The sequence below is a fragment of the Helicobacter sp. WB40 genome, assembly GCF_027859275.1.
GTDB classification, from domain to species: domain Bacteria; phylum Campylobacterota; class Campylobacteria; order Campylobacterales; family Helicobacteraceae; genus Helicobacter_D; species Helicobacter_D ibis.
The window spans coordinates 113002-135024 of record NZ_JAQHXS010000004.1 but is presented as its reverse complement, the minus strand read 5'-3'; the positions used below and the strand labels follow the sequence as shown (position 1 = coordinate 135024).

The window sequence follows — 22023 nt, the reverse complement described above, 5'->3', positions numbered from 1 at the left end:
CTTCTTACAATATTCTTTGTGTAATTATTTAAATTGCTGTTTTAAAATTTTTGATTTGGAGAAACTATGAAATTGGCTTTTTTGCCCATTATTGCTGGGGTAATTTTTGGTGTTACAGCACCCATTTTAGTATATTTTGGGAATCCCGGAAATATGGGAATGTGTGCTGCATGTTTTACTAGAGATATTGCAGGTGCGATAAGTTTACATCAAATAGGGACTTTACAATATATAAGACCCGAGATTATTGGTTTGATATTTGGTGCTTTGATTGCTTCATTTATATTTGGTGAGTTTAGAGCTAGAAGCGGTTCTGCACCTATTGTTAGATTCATGCTTGGTGCATTTGCCATGATTGGGGCTTTAGTATTTTTAGGTTGTCCATGGAGAATGTGGCTCAGGCTAAGCGGAGGTGATTTAAGTGCAATTGCTGGAATCTTTGGCTTTTTAGCTGGAGTTATAATAGGGCTTGTGTTTTTAAAAAGAGGCTTTTCACTTGGTAGGAATCGCCCTACAAGCAAGATAGTTGGACTAGCATTTCCTATTTTTGCATTTATATTATTTGCTCTTTTAATGTGGGGTGTTTTTGATAACAATACACTTATAAAGGAATCCACCAAAGGTCCTGCTTCACAACACGCACCACTTATAATATCGCTAATAGCTGGGCTAGTGCTAGGCGGAATCTTTCAAAGAAGTAGATTTTGCACTATTGCAGCCTTTAGAGATAGTATATTATTTAAAGATACTCACATGCTACAAGGAATAATAGCACTAATAATAGTAGCAGCTATAACAAACATGGCACTTGGTAGCTTTCATCTGGGATTTATAAATCAACCAATAGCACATAATGATACTATTTGGAATTTTTTAGGAATGCTCCTATCTAGTCTTGCATTCACTTTAGCAGGTGGTTGTCCGGGGAGGCAATTAGTCTTAGCCGGTGAAGGAGATGGCGATGCTGGAGTGTTTGTGTTTGGATTGCTCTTTGGTGCTGCATTTGCACATAATTTTGCAATTGCAAGCTCTCCTGCTGGAATCACTGCTAATGCACCTATAGCCGTTATTTTAGGTATTATATTTTGTCTTATTGTTGCTATATTTGCTAAAGAGAGGAGAGTTTAATGGAAGAATTAGATGTAAGAGGGCTATCATGCCCTGAACCTGTGTTACAACTAAAACCACTAATTGATAAAAATGTAGAGACAATACAGATTCTGTGCAGTTGTGGAACTTCTAGTGAAAATATTCAAAGAATAGCAAAGAATCACAACTATGAAGTAAATATATTAGAAAATGGCGAAGATTGCGTGTATTTGCTAAATAAAAAGGAAGTGCTTGGATAAAAAGCTAGTATATTTTGATAATGCTTCAACTAGCTTTCCAAAAGCTCCTATATTACAAGAATCTTTTTGCAACTTTTTAGATAATGCGGGGGCAAATGCTAGTAGGGGCGTATATTCTTTAGCACTAGAATCTGGCAGGATTCTGCATAGATGCAGATTCTTGCTATCACAATTAGTCAGCACAGAACCAAAGAGAATTTTATTCCACCTAAATGCAACACATGCAATAAATGTAGCATTGCAAGGCTTCTTAAAAAGAGGAGATATTGTAGTTACAACACAAATGGAGCATAATGCAATAAAACGCACACTAAATGCATTAAAAGAAAAAATAGGGATAGAAATTAGAGAAATTACCACAGATGAATTTGGAAATATCTCTCTACAAAGCGCAAAAGAACTCTGCAAAGGTGCTAGAATGCTTGCATGTGTGCATGTAAATAATGTAAATGGTGCAACAATCCCACTAGAAGAATTAAGCCAAATTGCAAAAGATGAGAATCTATGCTTCTTGCTTGATGCTAGTCAGAGTGTAGGTGTGTTGCCTGTGGATAATATTTTAAAAAAGGTAGATTTAATAGCATTTAGCGGACATAAGGGGCTTTTATCAACTATGGGTGTTGGGGTTTTGGGCTTAAGCAAGGAATTTGATGAAGATTTGCTAGAACCACTCATATTTGGTGGAACTGGAAGTTTGAGCGAAGAAGAATATCAGCCAAGATTCTTACCTGATAAATTCGAAAGCGGAACTATCAATATGCATGGGATTACAAATTTAAAAGATTCGCTAGAGTGGATTTATAGTTATGGAATTTATAATATTTATAATCACAAAGCAAATTTAAAAGAATATTTATATGAAAAATTACAGACAATAAATAATATTAATATATACTCCACACAAGGCACAAGTGGTGCTAACCTATCTTTTATCATCAAAAACAAAAGTATTTCTGATGTTGGATTCTTGCTTAGTGATACTTATAATATATGCATAAGAATCGGACTTCACTGCTCCCCTGCTACACACAAATGCCTAGATACTCTAAAATATGGTGGCACAATTAGAGTTAGCATTGGAGCATTTAATACAAAAGATGAGATAGACTATTTAATTTATGCAATTAAAGAAATAGAGGCGAAATAGTGATAAGTGGATATATTTTAGTATATAGCAGTGCTGATGCATTCTATGCAGAAGAAATTTTTAAAACACATAATATAAACATAAAACTAATGCCAACTCCTAGAGAGCTAAGTAGCGATTGTGGAGTTTGTATATATTTTGAGATAGAATCTATTGATAAAATACATCTTGTATTAAATGACAAAAATTTAGAATACGAAATAAAACTAAAATAAGGATTTTTATGAAAACAATAGGAATTATCGGCGGAATGAGTTTTGAGAGCACTCTTAGCTACTATCAAGGTATAAACGAGCTAGTAAGAAAGAATCTAGGTGGGCTAAACTCCGCTAAAATCGCACTTCTTAGTCTAAATTTTGAAGAAATCGCAAAATTACAAAGAGAAAATAAATGGCAAGAGAGTGCAGAGATTCTAAGTAAAGCAGCATTGAGTTTAGAAAAAATAGGAGTAGATTTTATACTAATTGCTACAAACACAATGCACAAAGTATTGCCAATTATTACACAACAAGTTAAAACTCCTTTTATCCATATAGCAGAATCTCTTGGAGAAGAGTTAAAAAATAACAATATAAAAAAAGCATTACTTCTAGGCACGAAATTTACTATGAGTGAGAGCTTTTATAAAGATATTTTGCAGAACTTTAAAATAGAGACAATAATCCCAAATAATGAAGAAATGGAAATTGTAAATTCAATTATATTTGATGAACTATGTCAAGGAAAGGTTTTAGAAGATTCTAAAAAGAAATATTTACAAATCATAGAATCCTATAAAGAAGCAGAAGCAGTAATCTTAGGTTGCACAGAAATTGGTATGCTTATACAAGAGCAAGATTGCAAAATAAAACTCTTTGATACAACCAAAATACACATTAAAAAGGCGGTCGAGCTTGCATTGAAATAATATACACTCATAAATATTTAGCATTTTGTTATTATAAAACTTGACAATGATTGACTAAGGTTATATAATGCTTGTAAATTTAACTTATCCATAGGAGGATATTATGAATTTACTAGAGAAATTAACCAACCAAATGCAAGAAGCACTAGAACAAGGTGCTTCACTAGCTTTGCATAATAAAAACCAAGAAATACAAAGCATACATCTTTTTTGGGCTATGCTAACCAATACAAACTCTCTTCTAAACCAAGCACTAAACCGCCTAAATATTGACAAAAATGCACTAGAGCTTGAAGCAAAAAGCATAGCAAAAACACTCCCACAAAGCTCAAATGTCAGCAAAGATAATCTAAAAATAAGTAGAGAGCTAAGCGAATCTCTAAGCAAGGCTGAAGGCTTAGCTACAAAAATGGGAGATAGCTATATTGCCATTGATTGCTTTATAATCTCCAGCCTAAATGATGAGCCAATTAAAAGCTTGTTTGCGAAATTTTTAGACATAAATGAGCTAAAAAAGACAATAGAATCTATGCGTGGTGGCGCTAAGATTGATAGCAAAAGTGCAGATGAAAACTTAGAATCTTTAGAAAAATTTGGCATTGATTTAACACAAAAAGCACTAGAAGGAAAGCTAGACCCAGTAATTGGGAGAGATGAAGAAATCACACATATGATGCAAATCCTAATAAGAAAGACAAAAAACAATCCTATCTTACTTGGCGAACCCGGAGTTGGGAAAACTGCAGTTGTAGAGGGCTTAGCACAAAGAATCATCAAAAAAGAAGTCCCGCTATCACTGCAAAACAAAAAGGTAGTTGCCCTTGATATGAGTGCATTAATCGCAGGTGCAAAGTATAGAGGAGAGTTTGAAGATAGACTTAAAAAAGTCATCGATGAAGTTAAAAAAAGTGGAAATATTATTTTGTTTATTGATGAGATTCACACTATTGTTGGAGCTGGGGCAAGTGAAGGAAGTATGGATGCAGCAAATATCCTAAAACCTGCCCTTGCAAGAGGAGAACTCCACACAATAGGTGCTACAACGCTTAAAGAATATAGAAAATATTTTGAAAAAGATGCAGCATTGCAGAGGAGATTCCAACCTGTAAATCTAAATGAGCCAAGCGTAAATGAAGCCTTACAAATCCTGCGTGGCATAAAAGAAAGACTTGAAGCTCATCATAATGTAAGCATACATGATGGTGCATTAGTTGCAGCAGCAAAGCTAAGTAATCGCTATATCACTGATAGATTCTTACCTGATAAAGCAATTGACTTAATAGACGAAGCAGCAGCAGAGCTAAAAATGCAAATAGAATCTGAACCAAGCGAACTCTCAAAAGTAAAAAGAGAAATAGAAAGCTTGCAAGTAGAAAAAGAAGCACTGCTTATGGAAAAAAGCGAGAGAAATAACGCAAGATTAGATGAGATAAACAAAGAGCTAAGCAACAAAGAAGAGCAAAAAAACGCACTTTTAGCACAATTTGAAAACGAAAAACAAGTTTTTAATGCAATAGCAAAGATTAAAAGTGAAATAGATTCTCTAAAAACTCAAAGTGAGTTAGCAAAGCGAAATAGCGACTTTAATAAAGCAGCTGAAATTGATTATGGAAAGATTCCAGAGCTTGAAAAGGAGTTAGCAAACCAAAATGAAAAATGGGAAAAAATGCAAGAGAGTGGCACACTTCTAAGAAATGCAGTAACTCCAGAATCTATCGCATCAGTAGTTAGCAGATGGACACAAATCCCAATAAAGAAAATGCTACAAGATGAAAAAGACAGGATCTTAGGCATAGAAGATGAGCTAAAAAAAGATGTAGTAGGACAAGATAAAGCACTAAAGGCAATAGCTAGGGCTATAAAGAGAAATAAAGCAGGATTAAGTGAGTTAAATAGACCTATTGGAAGCTTTTTATTCTTAGGACCTACGGGAGTTGGAAAGACAGAATCAGCTAAAACTCTAGCTAGATTCCTCTTTGATAGTGAGAAAAATCTAATAAGAATCGATATGAGCGAATATATGGAAAAGCACGCAGCCTCTCGCCTTATAGGAGCACCTCCGGGATATGTAGGCTATGAAGAAGGCGGACAACTAACAGAAGCAATAAGGAGAAAGCCTTATAGCGTGGTGCTTTTTGATGAGATAGAAAAGGCACACCCAGATGTATTTAACATGCTTCTTCAAGTGCTTGATGATGGAAGGCTAACGGATAATAAAGGTGTAACTATTGATTTTAGAAACACAATTATTATCCTAACAAGCAATATTGCAAGTGATAAGATTTTAGAAATTAGCGATGAAGCGACAAGGGAAAAGTCAGTGCGCGAAGCATTAAAAGGATATTTTAAGCCCGAATTTTTAAACCGATTAGATGATATTATTATCTTTAACCCTCTAGGATTAGAGCAAATTACGCATATTGTGGATATTCTCTTTAAAAATATCCAAAAGAAAGTAAGCGAAAGAGACATAAGCTTAGAGCTAGAATCTAGTGCAAAAGAATTTATAGCAAAAGTTGGCTTTGACCCTATCTATGGTGCTAGACCGCTAAAGAGGGCATTATATGAAGAGATAGAAGATAGATTAGCAGAACTCATCTTAGAAGGGAAAGTCAAAGAAGATAGCAAAGTTAGCTTCTATACAGAAAATGATGAAATAAAGGTAAAAATAAACTAAGCGTGGGAATCCCCACGCAAACTTGTCATCTAAATAGATTCTAAAGTAAAACTATCTTTTGTTATAATTACTAAAAGCTAGAATAAAGGGCGTATATGTTTAATGGCAAGAGCATTTTAATTACCGGTGGAACTGGGAGCTTTGGTAAGCAATACACAAAAACACTACTTGAGAGATACAAACCCAAAAAAATAGTCATCTTCTCTAGAGATGAGTTAAAGCAATATGAAATGGCACAAACTTATAATGATTCTTGTATGAGATATTTTCTAGGTGATGTAAGAGATGAAAATAGACTAAAAGAAGCAACAATAGGAATCGACTACATAATCCATGCAGCAGCATTAAAGCAAGTCCCAGCAGCAGAATACAATCCAACAGAATGTATAAAAACAAATATCTATGGCGCACAAAATGTAATTAGTGCTGCACTAGCAAACAATGTCCAAAAAGTAATAGCACTATCCACAGATAAAGCCGCAAATCCAATAAACTTATATGGCGCAACAAAACTAGCAAGTGATAAATTATTTGTAGCAGCAAACAACATAGCAGGGCTTAGACAAACTAGATTTTCGGTTGTTAGATATGGCAATGTTATAGGCTCTCGAGGTTCTGTTGTACCATTATTTTTAAAGTTAATTAACGATGGTGCAAAAGAGATTCCAATAACTGATGTTGAGATGACTAGATTTATGATTACATTGCAACAAGGCGTGGATTTTGTACTAAAAAACTTTGAAAGAATGTTTGGAGGTGAGACATTTATTCCAAAGATTCCATCAATGAAAATAACAGAAGTAGCAAATGCTCTAGCACCAAACTTGCCACACAAGATAATAGGGATAAGACCGGGAGAGAAGATTCACGAAATAATGTGTCCTAGTGATGATTCTCACATTACTTATGAGTTTAGCGATCATTTTGTAATATCACCAACAATACAATTTAGCTTTATAACTGACTTTAGCAAAAATGCACTCGGAGAGTGCGGGAATCTCGTAAAAAGAGGCTTTGAATATAACTCTGGCACAAATACACAATGGCTAAGCAAAGAGGAGTTTTTAGAGCTAATTAAATAAAGTTTAGGGGGATTTATGGACTTTATACCTTATGGGAAACAAGAAATATTACAAGAAGACATCGATAGTGTTGTTAGTGTTTTAAAATCACCATTTATAACTCAAGGTCCAAAAGTATTAGAGTTTGAAGAAAAAGTAGCAAAATATGTGCATGCAAAATATGCCATAAGCACAAATAGTGCAACTTCTGCATTGCATATTGCATGTCTTGCTTTGGGACTTAAAAAGGGTGATTTTCTATGGACTAGCCCTATTAGCTTTGTTGCTTCTAGCAATTGCGGGGTTTATTGTGGTGCTAAGGTTGATTTTATAGATATAAATTCAAAGACATACAACATAGATATAGACTATTTAGAATCTAAACTTAAAAAAACAAAAAAACATAAACTCCCAAAAGTAATTGTAGCTGTGCATTTTGCTGGACAAAGTTGCGACATGGAGGCTTTATATAAACTATCATTAAGATATGGATTTAAAATCATTGAAGATGCCTCACATGCATTAGGTGGGAGATATAGGGGAGATAAAATTGGTGGTTGCAGATATAGCGATATATCTATCTTTAGCTTTCACCCAGTAAAACCAATCACAACAGGGGAAGGCGGGATAGCAACGACAAACAATCAAGCACTAGCTAAAAAAATGCAAATACTAAGAAGCCATGGCATCACAAAAAACATAGAAGAGTTTGATAATCCTAAAAAAGATTCTCCTTGGTATTATGAACAACAAATCTTGGGATTCAACTATCGCTTAAATGATATATCAGCATCTTTAGGAATCTCTCAATTAGAAAGACTAGATTCATACACATACAAGCGAAACAAAATTGCAGAAAAATACAACAAAAAGCTAGAACACTTGGAAGTAATCACTCCATTTGTTACATCTTACAACTATAGTGCATACCACTTATACCCTATTTTGCTTACAAAAAATAGCGAAATATCACGAAAAAAATTAGTAAAAAAATTCCTAGATTCAAAAATAGGAGTGCAAATACACTATATCCCCATACATTTACAACCATTCTATGCAAGATTTGGCTTTAAGAAGGGTGATTTTAAAGAAGCAGAAAAATATTATAAACACACTATATCTTTACCTATATTCCCAAGCCTTAGCGATGATGAGCAAGATAGGGTGATTAAAGTATTAGAAAAATGTGTAGCAAAAAAATAAATAGCATCTGCATAATACCTGCTAGAGGTGGAAGCAAAAGAATCCCTAAAAAAAATATCAAAGATTTTTTAGGTAAGCCAATAATTGCATATAGTATAGATAATGCAATCAAAAGTGGAATCTTTGATGCAGTATATGTATCAAGTGATGATGATGAGATTTTAGAAGTTGGATTAAAATTTGGTGCAACCCCGTTAAAGAGAGATTCTAAGTTAAGCGATGATTATACTGGCACAAGAGAAGTAATAGAAGATGCGATAAACAAGCTAAGCTTCAGTGGTATTGCATGCTGTTTATATGCAACAGCACCACTTCTAAAAAGCGAAAAACTAAAAGAAGCATTTAATGTCGTTGATGATAATTATGTGCTTAGCGTTGTAGAATATAGCTATTCTCCATTGAGATCATTTATGATACAAAATGGCAAAAATGAAATGTTGTTTAAAGATAGGTTCAATATGCGTTCTCAAGACCTAAATAGCATATATCATGATGCAGGACAATTTTATTTTGCTAAAAGTAGCACATGGATTACTAAGCATAATATATTTGAAGATTCTAAAAGCATAATATTAGACGAGCTAGAAGTACAAGACATAGACACTCTAAATGACTGGAAATTAGCAGAAATGAAATATTCACTGCTATACAGATAATGGTATAAATAATTGAGGTATATTTGTAAGATGAGTGCTTAGATTCTCAACATTTGTTAATGATCTCCATATAGGCTTTTTTGCTTCTTCTTTTTTAAGAGGTATTATTTGGATTGTATGCTTTTCGTTATTTAGCCATATTATTGGGTTTAGTGTGTTTGAGGTTATTGTTTCTATCTTTTTTTCGAATATTTTTGCGATTCTATTGTAGTAATCTATCGCATCTTTATGATACTTTGAATCTATATCAAAATCATATAGCTTGATTTTCACTCCTATTTGCGTAGAAAAGTCAAACACAACAGATGATATTTTTTCAGATTCTTGTATTTTATCCGGTATTACAACTGCACTATCTGTAAGCTCATATAAAGGCGTGTTACCAAGCTTTAAGAGAGGAATCCCTAAATCAAATAAAAATCTTTTGCTAGTAGCAAAAAGTCGACTATTTAAAATAATTAGTCCTATATTTTTATTAGCCCTATCCCTGTTTATTATTTTCTTTAACGAGGTTTCATAATATTCTATATGCCATGTGACGTTCTCTTTATTTAGGTTTTCATTTGTTTTTATATTTTGTAAATCATCAAAATTAGCTGGATTAAAAAAACACAAATGGAATCTCTTGTTTTTAAATTTATTAAAAAGCCATAAACCTTGATCAATAATTAACTGCAAATTCTCATTATCTTGCAAATCACAATAAAGCACGACATCTCTGCCAAACGGTGTTGGGAACTGCCCTATTTCATCTTTGATCCTATAATATATGTCCCATAATATCTTTGGTTCTCCAACTAAAAGCAAAGAATCGTTTGGAAAAATTACGCTTGAATTTATTGGCAACAAAAAATCATTGTTTCTATAAATTGCAACTATCTTCCACTTTTTTTGTTTTATAGATCCTATTGCCCTATATGCATATGGACTACCTGAAGGCACACTTACCTGCATTATCTCACCTTGACCTAAGCCTATATACTTTGCAGTTCTAGGGACATTTGGGAATCTCTCAAAGAGCTTAGCACTAAGGACACTTGATTCATCTACCATAGTAAGCATTGAATCTTCGCCCTTTAACTCTATCTTACCAAGCATTGTGATTTGTATGTTTTTACTATAATTCCTAATAGTTTCATAAATAATATCCCTATCGTCATTTACTATAATGTAACAATCAGTAATCTGCGGATCTAGTATTTCTCTTAATTTTCTAGTTGAGCTTGGATCAAAGTTGTGATTTTCAACATAATCACTGCTTATATCTGGCAGCAACAATGGATCTTGTGATACAAAAATCTGATAATTTTGCTCTATATGCTTACTGCTTAGTGTCATTACAAATTCTTTTGCTACAATTCCATCTAAAATAAGCAGTATTTTTCGCATATATTCCCCTAAAAATCGTTTGCAAAAATTTAGCAAAAAAAGGTTGAAAATGATATTTAATTTGCAAAAAGTAGATGGCAATGCTAGAGCCGGGACTTTAAACCTACCACACGGAATAGTAAATACACCAGTTTTTATGCCTGTAGGCACACAAGCCAGCATTAAGGCACTAGACTTTAAAGATATGCTAGAACTAAATACACAAATCATTCTTGCAAACACTTATCACTTATATCTTCGTCCGGGAGAAAAAATAGTAAAAGATTTAGGAGGATTGCATGGTTTTAGCAAATTTCCAAATAATTTTCTAACAGACAGCGGTGGATTCCAAGCATTTAGCCTATCAAATAATGTAAAAATAAACGATGAAGGAATAATTTTTAAAAGCCACATTGATGGGAGCAAGCATCTATTTACCCCTAAAAAAGTGCTAGAGATAGAATATGACTTAAATAGTGATATTATGATGATTTTAGATGATTTAGTAGGGCTTCCAGCAACAAAAGAAAGACTAAGAGAATCTATAAACAGAACCACAAAATGGGCAAAAGAAGCAATAGAATTCCACAACCAAACAAAACAACAAAGAGAAGTGGAAAATAAAATCTTTGCCATAGTGCAAGGTGGGGTGGACATGGAGTTTAGAACAGCAAGCGCTAGGGATTTGACATCACTTTGTGATTTTGACGGATATGCAATAGGTGGTCTAGCAGTAGGTGAGCCAAACTCTCAAATGTATGACACAATAGAATTTACAACACCTCTATTGCCAAGAGATAAACCACGATATTTAATGGGAGTTGGAACTCCACAAGATATAGTTGAGGCAATCAAAAGAGGGGTTGATATGTTTGATTGTGTAATGCCAACTAGAAACGCAAGAAATGGCACACTTTTTACAAATTTTGGCAAAATATCTATAAAATCACCAAAATACAAGACAGATTCAAGCCCAGTTGATACAAAATGTTCTTGCTATACATGTAAAAATCATAGCAGAGCATATTTGCACCACTTATTTAAAGCAGGGGAGATAAGTTATTTTAGACTTGCAAGCATTCACAATATCGCATATTACTTAAGCCTAACTACAAGAGCTAGAGAAGCGATATTAAACAATAACTTTGAATCTTTTTATAAACAATTTTACGATTCATTAGAAAAGTAAAAAGAATATCAACAAAGTTTATTAAAGCATTTAAATAATATAATCAAATTTATTTTTGGTTTTTGTGAGGTTATAGAATTGTTAGAATGGAATGAAGAATTTGGTATAAAAAATCAACACTTAGACGAACAACATAAAAAATTCCTACAACGAATCTTAGAAGCATACGAACTATCACAAAGCAAATCAGAGGCTAAAAAATCTGCACTAGTATCGTTAATTGGAGTTGTAACAGAAGAGCTAAAAGAGCACTTCAAAGATGAAGAAACATACATGAAGCATACTAGCTATCCATTCTTAGAATCCCATGCTACACTCCATAAAGAAATGCTAGTAAATATAAGCAAATTATCTACAAATATAGATGATGTAGATGTCGCTGGAACAGAATTTTATGAGTTTTTAAAATCATGGTTTATAACGCATGTATTAGGAGAAGACAAACAAATAGAATCTTATAGAAACAGACTAAGAGATGTAAAAGAGATTCCGTATAGCCTTGAAACCCAAACAAGCATACTAGCTGAAAGCCATGACATAGAAAACGAGCCAAAATATTTATATATCTGCTTATGCCATTTAAAAGAATTTGAAGTATGTGAAGCACTACATAAACTAATGCAAACAGAAAGCACATTCATTCGTTGCAAAACATGCAAACAACCTCTAATACACAGAGATGATTCACTAGATGATGAAGATAATTTTGAAACATTAGCAAAAAAATATTTTAAACAATTTTAGGGATAAAAAATGAGGTTTGCACCAAAAGGATTCAAAACTTTTAATGATGTTAGCAATCTAAAAAATCTACTAATAGAACAAAAAAAGCAATTTCAATGCGAAATTGACTTTTATTTACTTGAAGTAAAAACAATATACGCAAAAAAAGGCGAAACTAAATATAAATCAATAGCAGATATAGGAATCTTCAACAAAAATTCTAACTTTATTTCAAACATAACCATAAGGCAACTTTACAAAATAGAAATATGCAAAAAAGAAGAAAAGCCACCTAGGACATTTGGATTTAAGCTATTCCCCGGTGAGAACACAACGCTTAGAGCAATACTCCTATGCAATAATCAAATAAAATATCACAAGGATATAAAAAGCGAGATATACCAAGAGCTATACAAAACAATGATTTTACAAGGCTACTTGGTAGGGATTCGAGAATATGGCAAACTATCCTTGCAAATCGATAAATTTATAAAGGATTTAGAAAACAAAAAAATAGAACCAAAGACGATATTAAATATCGGTGTTGGCGTAGCTAGCAAAGAAGGTAGAAGTGGCGATATTAAAATCTATCATGAGCTAAAAAGCGAATCTGAAATAAATGGAGAAGAAAATACTAGCGAAGAATTTAGCCCAAGACTATGTATAAATGCAGTCAGAAAAGGCGATTTGCTATTTGAATACATAAAACCAATAAGTGGCAACATAGGAAGAGACTTAAAAGGAGAAATCCTTCCTATAAAACAAATAGTGACAAATACTCCAAAAATAGATTCAACTATAAGACTAAGGGAAGATACGCAAATAATAAAATATCAAGCAGGCAAAGACGGATTCTTCAAAGAAGTAGCACCACTTAGCTTTAGCATTGTAGATGAGCTAGATATGAATCAGCCAAAAGAGGGCGGAGCAAAAACCCTAAATATGAGTGGTTCTACACATTCTAACTCAAAAATAACAACAGATATTGCATATATAGATTCTCATAGAGGTTCTATAAAGGCGAATGTAGTAGTAATTGATGTGCTCGAAAAGGGTGTTGTAGAGGCAAAAGTTGCATACATTAACAACACTCTTGGCGGGACGATTATTGCAGATTACATATACATAAAAGAGGTTCGATCATATAATGAAATATATCCTAGGTACTCTCTAATAGTTGATAACATAGTTGGTGAGCATAATACATTTGAGCTAAACCCTACTAAGTTTGCATTCTCAAGACGTGATAGAGTAGAGTATGTGATGCTATCAGACCAAATAAGAATAAGACTAAGACATTTAAAGAAATTAATGGACGAGGTATATTCATATCTATTAGCTTCGCAGGGCAAAACACACAAAATAAAGCAAGACAATAAAGATGAAAAGTTACCTAAGAATCTGCAAAGCATAGTTGATCAATACGATAAATCACTTGAAAGATATCAACAATATTTAGAAGAATACAGAGAAATTGCAAATCTATACTATACAAATGAAGTTAGACTAAAAAATATAGATGAAGCGGCATTAAAAACAAAAATGATAATAAGGGGCGACATTTCTGAAGCAGAAACCATTGTTAAATTCAAAATATATAATGGCAATAGAGAAGAGCTACTAAAGTCTGTTCTCAGCAAAGAAGCTCCAGCCAAATTGCTAGAAGTAATCAAAGATGGTGATTTTTATAGGCTAAAAAGCGAAGATTCTTATGATCCAAACTATCTACAATGGATAGAAAAGCTAAAGCCACCAAAACCAGATTAATGCTACATAGGGGGGAGTAATGAGAAAAGAGATTTCATTTATATTTTCTATTATTACAGAGTTGCTTGAAGAATCCTCGCCAAACATTAGTGAAATATTTAAAGAAATATGCACTACAAATGACAAATCAAAACAAGAACTAATACAATCTCTATCAAACACCGAAATATCACATCTAATAAAAGCACTAACGCTATATCATTTATTATTTAACATAATAGATGAAATCAATAGCATAAAAACACATACTTCAATAAAAAGTGTCGTAGATGAACTAAACAAACAAAACTATACAAATATACAAGACACATTAAAAAGACTAAAATTTTATCCCGTATTTACCGCACACCCAACAGAATCACTAAGAAGAACATTTTTAGAGAGTTATCATCAAATGTATAACGACATTGAATCTTTTCTAAAATATGACAACAAAGAGGCATTAGAACATCTAAAATATAGGCTAAGCCTCTTATGGTATAGCAAAATAGTAAGGGAAGAAAAAATTGAAGTGCTATTTGAACTTGATAATTTGCTTTATTTTATGGAAAGCTCCATTTTGCAAAGTGGCACAAAGGTGCTAATAGAAATAGAAAACATACTGCAAACAAAGCTCAAAAAATCACCAATAAAGCTAGGAAGCTGGATAGGTGGAGATAGAGATGGAAATCCATTTGTAAATAATAAAACAATGCTAGAAGCAGCAAAGATTCAACACAAAACCATAATAGAACACTACATAAAAATAGTAAGCAAGTTAGAAAGAGAACTATCATGCTCACTAGATTATATAAAGCCAACAAAAGAGCTACTAAAAAGCATAGAACAAGACAAAGACCTCTTAAGCCAAACTGCAAAGAAACTCTTCTTAAATGAGCCACTAAGAGCAAAACTTAGCATAATCAAAGCAAAACTAAACAACAAGATTCTAACTTTAAATATTCCAAATCCACAAAGCATAGACAACCAACAAACATACAAAAACCACAAAGAGCTAATAAAAGACATAGATATGCTACTAGATTCTGTAAATCCTCGAAGTGGGGCATATTTAAGAGAATTTAGAGCATTGGTATTGTTAGCTGGATTCCATTTAATGCAGCTAGACTTTAGAGAGCATAGAGATAAATTCTATCTAGCGTTAAATGAGATATTTATAATACTAGGATACACACATGAGAATATACTAAATCTACCAAAAACACAAAAAATAGAAATATTAAATAAAGCCTTAGATGAACCAATTATAAACCTAAATAAACTATATGACAAACTATCTAGCGATAGTAGAGAGCTTGTATGGGCATTTGTCAATTTTAAGTGGATTAAGGAAAATATTTCAGATTCTGCTATTGATTCATGTATTGTATCAATGACAAAAAATGCTGAAGATTTACTATGTGTATTGTGGTTTGCAAAGCAATCAAAACTATGGCAAGAAGATAAAAAAACAAAAATCTCAATTTCACCACTTTTTGAAACCATAAATGACTTAGAAAACGCACCAAAAATAATAAGCGAACTTGCACAAAATAAACATTATGCAAACTACCTAAAATCACGCAAAAACTACCAAGAAATAATGATAGGATATTCAGATTCAAGTAAAGATGGCGGAATCTTTGCTAGTAACTATTTTTTAAGAAAGGCAATTTATAGTCTTCTATCTTTAGAAAAATCTCTTGGAATTAAATTCAGACTATTTCATGGTAGAGGAGGGAGTGTCAGCAGAGGTGGCTTAGCATTAGAAGATGCGCTAATTGCAGCTCCAAACAATAGTGTAGCTGGGTTTTTCAAGGTTACAGAACAAGGCGAAGTAATAAGTGCAAAATATCTAAATCCTAAAAAAGCCAAGAGAAGCTTTGATATTGCAATATCTACCATACTAAAAAAATCAATCTATGATCTTTATAAACAAGAAAATAAAAGCGATAAATACGAAAAACTCTTAGAGAGCATAAGCACACACTCATATAATACATACAGAAAGCTAGTATATGAGGATAAAAACTTTATAGAATATTTTAAAGTCGCAACTCCAATAGAATTCATCTCACAGCTAAACATAGGATCACGCCCAAGCAAGAGAAAAAATACTCAAAAAATAGAAGACTTAAGAGCTATTCCTTGGGTGTTTTCATGGATTCAAAATAGATCAATCCTCCCAGCATGGTATGGCATAGGAAGTGCCCTAGAAGCAAACAAAAATGAAGACTTACAACAATGCTACAAAGAAAATCTATTCTTCAAAACAACAATAGATAACATCTCTCAAGCATTTTTGAAAGTAGATTTAGACATAGCTAAAAAATACCATGAATTTGCAAATAATATCCCGCAAAGTAAAAATATATGGAAAAGCATAGAAAATGAATACAAGCTAACACTAAAGTGGCTATGCTTTATAAGGGGTGAAAAATCACTACTTCAAAACACTCAAGCAAGAGAATCAATATTACAAAGAAAGGAATTTTTAAAAAATCTTAGCTTTTGCCAAATATACTTAATAGAATCATATAAAATACAAAAGAACTCTAAGACAAAAAAGATTATACTAAGCCAGATAATCACAACAATAGTTGGCATAGCTCAAGGGATAAGGAATACAGGATAATGGTAAAATTAACGATATTAATGCCAAATTACAATAATGCGACATATATAGGACAAGCTATAGATTCTATCTTAATGCAAAAAACCAGATATCAATACAAAATAATAATAAGTGATGATGCTTCAAGCGATGATAGCCTAAAAATAATTGAATTATACAAACAAAAATACAAAAATACAATCAAAGTCCTAAAACAAAAGAGGAATCTTGGATTAACACTAAATATGCTAAAGCTATACAATGAAGCTAAAAGTGAATATTTTTGTGTGCTAGATAGTGATGACTACTGGACAGATGAACTAAAAATAGAAAAGACACTGAGCTTCCTAGAGGAACATAAAAACTATACAAGCTATCAGGGCAAAACGCTAATCAAACAAGATGGTACAGAAAAAATATATATGGACTACACAAACAATCATACATGTTTATTTTCTCAATATCTAACAAAAAGCGAAAAACAACAATACATGCAAATAAGTGGGGGGGGGGGGGCAAGACAATATAATAAATGCTCCAATATCATTTCCAACTATGGGACATACTTCTAGTTCCATTTTTAGAAATATAGCCTTACATACAAAACATACGCAAGATTTTTTTAAAAAAGCCACACGACATGATATGTATGGCGGAGATAGCTTTAGAAACTTATTGCACTTAATATATGGATGTTCATACCATAGCACAGATGTTGATAGTGTGTATAATATGCATGGAAGTGGAGATTGGAGTGCTAATAATGACGATTTGCAAACTTATAGAAATGCTGTATTTTGGCATGATTTTTGGGGGTTTAGTGGCAAGAAATTTTTATTATTTATATCTACATCATATAACCTTTTTATAGGCATAGTAAATAAAACAGACGAAATAAAATACACAAAAAACGATAACCCCAAGAAAAAAATCCCACAAATGCTACGCAATTATAATGAAAACATGGAAGCTATAATCAATCTTTTAAAAAGATACCCAAATGCATAGCAACAATATACTAATAACAGGTGGTGCAGGCTATATTGGTGCATCTTGCGCTTATTATTTTTTAAAAAATACTTCTTGCAATGTATTTATAATAGATGACTTTAGCACTGGATATATGGAAAATATAAAGGCACTAGATGACTTTAAGCATAAAATCAAACTCTATACCTCATCTGTAGGAGACAAAAATACCCTAGAAGAGGTATTCTCACATGATATAGATTGTGTTCTGCACTATGCAGGTTCCTTGCTGGTAAGCGAAAGCACAGAAAAACCAATACAGTACTACAAAAACAATGTAACAAATATGATAACCCTCCTAGAAATGTGCGATAAATATAAAGTCCCAAGACTTATCTTTAGCTCTTCTGCTACAATATATGGAGAACCACTATACACACCAATTGACGAATCGCATCAAATCTCACCAATAAATCCATATGGGAACACAAAGCAAATAGGAGAAAAGCTACTTAGTGATTATGCCAATTCAACAAATAATTTCGAATTTGTAACCTTACGATACTTTAATGTCGCAGGCTCATTAATAAACAATGGGATAAACATAGGACAAAGAGGGATTGCCACACATCTAATAAAAATTGCTTCTCAATGTGCTATAGGCTACAAAGAAGCAATAGATATCTTTGGAAATGACTATAACACAAAAGATGGCACTTGCATTAGGGATTATATAAGCATACAAGACTTGGCATTAGCGCATATAAAAGCATACGAATATCTAAAAAATGGTGGAAAAAGTGATGCATTTAATGTTGGATATGGACGTGGATATAGTGTAAAAGAGATCCTAAATATAACCAAGAAAGTGAGTAATACTAATTTTACATGCAATATAAAACCACGAAGAAATGGAGATCCTAGTATCCTAGTAGCAAACAATGCGAAAATAAGAGAAAAAATGGGCTGGAAAGCAAAATTTGACAATATTGAAGAAATAATAAAAAGTGCTTATGAGTTTGAAAAAATGCTAAATGGGGATTTGAAAAAATAGTTAATATTCTTATAGCGAAATTTCATGCTATATGAATGAAGCATTAACCTACTAGCCCCAAAATACTCTATACGCTTAGAATCGCTCATACAAGTAAAATTGCCACCCTCTATAAACTCACTATCTAAATACTCTCTCACCTTAAAGTCCTCACAACCATAAAGTGGGTCGCCAAGTATTGCGTGGTTTATAGAATGCAAATGCACTCTTATTTGATGTGTGCGACCGCTATAAAGTCTAACTTTTAATAAAGTATTATTAAAAATATGTCCTAAAATTTCAAATTCACTTTTTGAATCTTTAAATGAAAAATTTGCAGAATCTTTTGTGCATATATTGCCATTTAGATTCTCTCCTAAAAATACGCTTCTAATGCTTAAATCTCTGCCCTTTGCCTGTGTGCTAATTGGCACAGAAATACAAAAATCTCTACTTAAATACCCTCTGCAAAGGGCCAAATATTCTTTAGAGATGAGATTTTTTGCAAACATATCCCCAAGCTCTCTTATGCTATCTTTATGCTTACCAACTAGCACAAGTCCGCTAGTTTCCTTATCTATCCTATGTATCAAACTAGCATCATTTCCACAATGACTTCTTATCTCATCAACTAAGCTTTTATGATTAAATCTCCCCTTAGGGTGAATTAATAGCTTCTCTGGCTTATCAAAAACTATAAAATCATCATTTTCAAAGACAGCTTTAACACCAAGCCTATTTGGCTTAAAGACTAGCACATCTACAAAGTTCTCTAAAAGTTTATTTTTGTCATTATTCCCCAAAATATCGCCATTATAGACAACTCTGCCTTTATTTATATATCTTTGTGATTGTGCCATGCTAAGCTTTAAAGTATCCATTAAGAATCTAAAAGCCTTTATAGGCTCTTGTATATAAAATCTCTCTAAGATAAATGGCACTAAATCTCTCTTAATGCACCACTTATATCGATATGGCAGTATCCATTTGGATTTTTTTGTAGATATTTTTGATGATAAGATTCTGCAGGATAGAAGTTTTCTAATAGCATAACTTCAGTTACTATTTTTTGCTTAAGTGATATTTGATATTTTGCTACAAACTCCAATACAAATTCTAGTGTAGCAGAATCTTGTGTGTAGATTCCGCTTCTATATTGCTCTCCTATGTCATTTCCTTGATAATTTAGTGCAAAAGGATCAATAATGCTAAAAAATCTACGCAATATTTCATCTAAAGATAAAATGCTATCATCATAATAAAGCTCCAATGCTTCAACGGCACCACTACTTCCACTGCATACTAGCTCATAACTTGGGTTTTTGACTTTAGAGTTTGCATACCCAACGCTAGATTTAATACTACCTTTAAGTAAATCAAAATAACCTTGAATCCCCCAAAAACAACCTCCAGCTAGATATATAACACTCTTCATCAAAAAATCACACTAACAATAATTGAAGGATATTTTTTAGTTCTTTTAAACATCACTTTTCTTAGTGCGTTTTTTATCTCGTTTTCCATTGCTTTTTGGCTATTATATAGCTCTTTTTTGCAATTTTTCAAAAATAGCTCAAAAAACTCCTCTATTTCTTTGTTGAATCCCATAGTTTCCTTATTAGACACTATGCCCATAGAGTGTATTTTTGGCTTTTCTTTTAATGATTGCTTATTTTTATCAATTTGAACTACAACGCATAAGATTCCATTTTCAGCCAAGTTTTGTCTATCTAAAACTACATCATTAGATATTGTTGAATTTACTTGGTTGTCAATATATGTTTTGCCTGTTTTTACACTCTTTACCTTACGCATATAATTGTGAGCAATCTCTACTTGATCGCCATCTTCCATAAGATAGATATTTTTCTCATTTACACCACAAGAAATAGCGGTTTCTTTATGCTTTAAAATGTGGTTATACTCCCCATGCACTGGCAAGAAAAACTTAGGCTTTACAAGACGCAACATTAGCTTTTGTTCCTCTTGCGCTGCATGTCCACTTGTATGAATCTCGCTAAAATCTTGGTAATACACCTTAGCACCAGATTTTGTAATGAAATTTATAACATTTGATACAGCACCTTCATTTCCTGGAATCGCCTTTGCAGAGAGGATTACCACATCGCTTTCTTTGATTTTTATGTGTCTGTGCTCATCTGTTGCCATTCTATATAATGCACTCATGGTTTCACCTTGACTGCCGGTAGTAACTATTAGCACTTCTTCATCTGGGTATTTTGCTACTTCATGTGCTTCGATAAATATATTTTGTGGCAAGTCAATATAGCCTAAAGTTCTAGCAATTTCTAAGTTTTTCTCCATAGAACGCCCAATAACGGATACCTTTCTGCCATATTTGATTCCATGTTCTATTGCTTGATATACTCTATGGATATTTGAGCTAAATGTGCTCATAATCACTCTTCCCTTAGCACGAGAGAATAGTAAATCAAATGCAGGTCCAACACTTGCTTCACTTGGTGTATAGCCACTTTTATGTGAGTTTGTAGAATCACTTAATAACAATAAAACTCCTTGCTCACCATAATGTGCAATTCTATTTAGATCTGTTGGATAGCCATCAATTGGTGTATGATCTATTTTAAAGTCTCCAGTATGGAAGATTAATCCTGCTTCTGTTTTGATAGCTAAAGCACTAGAATCTACAATAGAATGCGTAATATGAATCCATTCAATTTCAAACTCTCCGATTCTAATAGGCTTCCTTTTCTCCACTGCTCTAAAGAGTGAGCGATATTTTTTAAGCCCATGCTCATCAAACTTAGAACCAATAAGCCCTAGTGGTAGTGGTGTGCCATAGATAGGAAACTGATATTTTTTAAAGAGATATGGCATAGCACCGATATGATCTTCATGTGCGTGAGTGATTATAATCCCTGCAATTTTGTCTTTAATCACTTCTAAATAACTAAAATCAGGCACTAAAATATCAACCCCATGCATACTAGAATCTGGAAAGCTCATACCCGCATCAATGATGACTGCAGAGTTTTGCGTTTCAATCACAGTCATATTCCCGCCAATCTCACCTAGCCCACCAATAGGAGTTATTCTAACCTTGCCATTTGGATTTACATGCACTTGAGAATGCGGAGTTAGCGTATTGTGATGAATCTTAGCATTTATATCAACAACCCTCTTTAGCTCTGTGTTATTTTCCTTTGGAGCTTGTCTGTTGCCATGCTTTGCTTTGTCTGTATTTTTAAATTTTTGATTATATCTAGGCTTAGATTCTTGATTTTTATCTTGTGTTCTCTCTTTGTTTTCTCTGTTTTCTCCCTTATTATGTGGGCGAAATCTCCTCTTTGGTCTTTGTTCGTTTGGTTTTGTTTCATTTTGTTTATTTTCTTCCATGTT

General features: G+C 32.9%; 20 protein-coding genes. 16 read left to right on the top strand and 4 right to left on the bottom strand.

Annotated elements, in window-relative coordinates; genetic code table 11:
* The first annotated feature begins 66 nt into the window (after positions 1–66).
* From yedE to pseF, 9 genes are all read left to right on the top strand, one after another.
* Positions 67–1128: a YedE family putative selenium transporter gene (yedE, locus tag PF022_RS04300; RefSeq protein WP_271022901.1), complete on the top strand. Its 1062-nt coding sequence runs from the start codon at positions 67–69 to the stop codon at positions 1126–1128.
* A complete protein-coding gene (locus tag PF022_RS04295) occupies positions 1128–1349 on the top strand; it encodes a sulfurtransferase TusA family protein (protein ID WP_271022900.1) in 222 nt (73 codons plus the stop codon). The genes yedE and PF022_RS04295 overlap by 1 nt, the downstream gene beginning before the upstream one ends.
* On the top strand, positions 1342–2496 hold the full coding sequence (locus PF022_RS04290; protein ID WP_271022899.1) for an aminotransferase class V-fold PLP-dependent enzyme: 1155 nt from the start codon (positions 1342–1344) through the stop codon (positions 2494–2496). Before PF022_RS04295 ends, PF022_RS04290 begins: the two co-directional genes overlap by 8 nt.
* Positions 2496–2711, top strand: coding sequence for a DUF3343 domain-containing protein (locus tag PF022_RS04285; RefSeq protein ID WP_271021649.1), 216 nt, complete (start codon positions 2496–2498; stop codon positions 2709–2711). Before PF022_RS04290 ends, PF022_RS04285 begins: the two co-directional genes overlap by 1 nt.
* 8 nt (positions 2712–2719) lie before the next feature.
* Positions 2720–3403 (top strand): aspartate/glutamate racemase family protein, encoded by a 684-nt coding sequence (locus PF022_RS04280; protein WP_271021648.1) that lies wholly within the window; start codon positions 2720–2722, stop codon positions 3401–3403.
* Positions 3404–3506: 103 nt separating this feature from the next.
* A complete protein-coding gene (locus PF022_RS04275; RefSeq protein ID WP_271022898.1) occupies positions 3507–6080 on the top strand; it encodes an ATP-dependent Clp protease ATP-binding subunit in 2574 nt (857 codons plus the stop codon).
* 95 nt (positions 6081–6175) lie between these two features.
* Positions 6176–7162, top strand: coding sequence for a UDP-N-acetylglucosamine 4,6-dehydratase (inverting) (gene pseB, locus PF022_RS04270; RefSeq protein WP_271022897.1), 987 nt, complete (start codon positions 6176–6178; stop codon positions 7160–7162).
* Between the two features lie 15 nt (positions 7163–7177).
* Positions 7178–8344 carry a UDP-4-amino-4,6-dideoxy-N-acetyl-beta-L-altrosamine transaminase gene (gene pseC, locus PF022_RS04265; RefSeq protein ID WP_271022895.1) on the top strand — a complete coding sequence of 389 codons (1167 nt, stop codon included), beginning with the start codon at positions 7178–7180 and terminating at the stop codon, positions 8342–8344.
* A complete protein-coding gene (pseF, locus tag PF022_RS04260) occupies positions 8326–9000 on the top strand; it encodes a pseudaminic acid cytidylyltransferase (protein ID WP_271021644.1) in 675 nt (224 codons plus the stop codon). The genes pseC and pseF overlap by 19 nt, the downstream gene beginning before the upstream one ends.
* Here the strand turns inward: pseF and PF022_RS04255 are convergent.
* Complete coding sequence (locus tag PF022_RS04255) at positions 8989–10389, bottom strand: TrkA C-terminal domain-containing protein (RefSeq protein WP_271022893.1); 1401 nt, start codon at positions 10387–10389, stop codon at positions 8989–8991. The two genes, pseF and PF022_RS04255, sit on opposite strands and share 12 nt — an antisense overlap.
* 49 nt (positions 10390–10438) lie before the next feature.
* On the opposite strand from PF022_RS04255, the gene tgt reads away from it, so the two are divergent.
* The 7 genes from tgt to galE all read left to right on the top strand — a co-directional run bounded on the left by tgt (position 10439) and on the right by galE (position 18663).
* On the top strand, positions 10439–11557 hold the full coding sequence (gene tgt, locus PF022_RS04250) for a tRNA guanosine(34) transglycosylase Tgt (RefSeq protein WP_271021642.1): 1119 nt from the start codon (positions 10439–10441) through the stop codon (positions 11555–11557).
* 78 nt (positions 11558–11635) lie between these two features.
* Positions 11636–12301, top strand: a complete 666-nt coding sequence (locus PF022_RS04245) for a bacteriohemerythrin (RefSeq protein ID WP_271021641.1) — start codon at positions 11636–11638, stop codon at positions 12299–12301.
* A 9-nt stretch (positions 12302–12310) separates the two neighbouring features.
* Entirely contained in the window at positions 12311–14047 is a 1737-nt protein-coding gene (locus tag PF022_RS04240) for a flagellar assembly protein A (protein WP_271021640.1), read from the top strand.
* Positions 14048–14066: 19 nt separating this feature from the next.
* Positions 14067–16661, top strand: a complete 2595-nt coding sequence (locus PF022_RS04235) for a phosphoenolpyruvate carboxylase (protein ID WP_271021639.1) — start codon at positions 14067–14069, stop codon at positions 16659–16661.
* A complete protein-coding gene (locus PF022_RS04230) occupies positions 16661–17212 on the top strand; it encodes a glycosyltransferase family 2 protein (protein WP_271022892.1) in 552 nt (183 codons plus the stop codon). The genes PF022_RS04235 and PF022_RS04230 overlap by 1 nt, the downstream gene beginning before the upstream one ends.
* Positions 17196–17648 (top strand): hypothetical protein, encoded by a 453-nt coding sequence (locus tag PF022_RS04225; protein ID WP_271022891.1) that lies wholly within the window; start codon positions 17196–17198, stop codon positions 17646–17648. The genes PF022_RS04230 and PF022_RS04225 overlap by 17 nt, the downstream gene beginning before the upstream one ends.
* Complete coding sequence (gene galE, locus PF022_RS04220) at positions 17641–18663, top strand: UDP-glucose 4-epimerase GalE (RefSeq protein ID WP_271022890.1); 1023 nt, start codon at positions 17641–17643, stop codon at positions 18661–18663. The genes PF022_RS04225 and galE overlap by 8 nt, the downstream gene beginning before the upstream one ends.
* Here galE and PF022_RS04215 read toward each other — a convergent pair.
* From PF022_RS04215 to PF022_RS04205, 3 genes are read right to left on the bottom strand one after another with little or no spacing between them, the layout of a single operon-like run.
* Positions 18621–19583 carry an RluA family pseudouridine synthase gene (locus PF022_RS04215; RefSeq protein WP_271022888.1) on the bottom strand — a complete coding sequence of 321 codons (963 nt, stop codon included), beginning with the start codon at positions 19581–19583 and terminating at the stop codon, positions 18621–18623. The genes galE and PF022_RS04215 overlap by 43 nt on opposite strands.
* A complete protein-coding gene (msrA, locus tag PF022_RS04210; protein WP_271021635.1) occupies positions 19583–20077 on the bottom strand; it encodes a peptide-methionine (S)-S-oxide reductase MsrA in 495 nt (164 codons plus the stop codon). The genes PF022_RS04215 and msrA overlap by 1 nt, the downstream gene beginning before the upstream one ends.
* Positions 20077–22020: a ribonuclease J gene (locus PF022_RS04205; RefSeq protein ID WP_271022887.1), complete on the bottom strand. Its 1944-nt coding sequence runs from the start codon at positions 22018–22020 to the stop codon at positions 20077–20079. The genes msrA and PF022_RS04205 overlap by 1 nt, the downstream gene beginning before the upstream one ends.
* Positions 22021–22023: the final 3 nt, after the last annotated feature.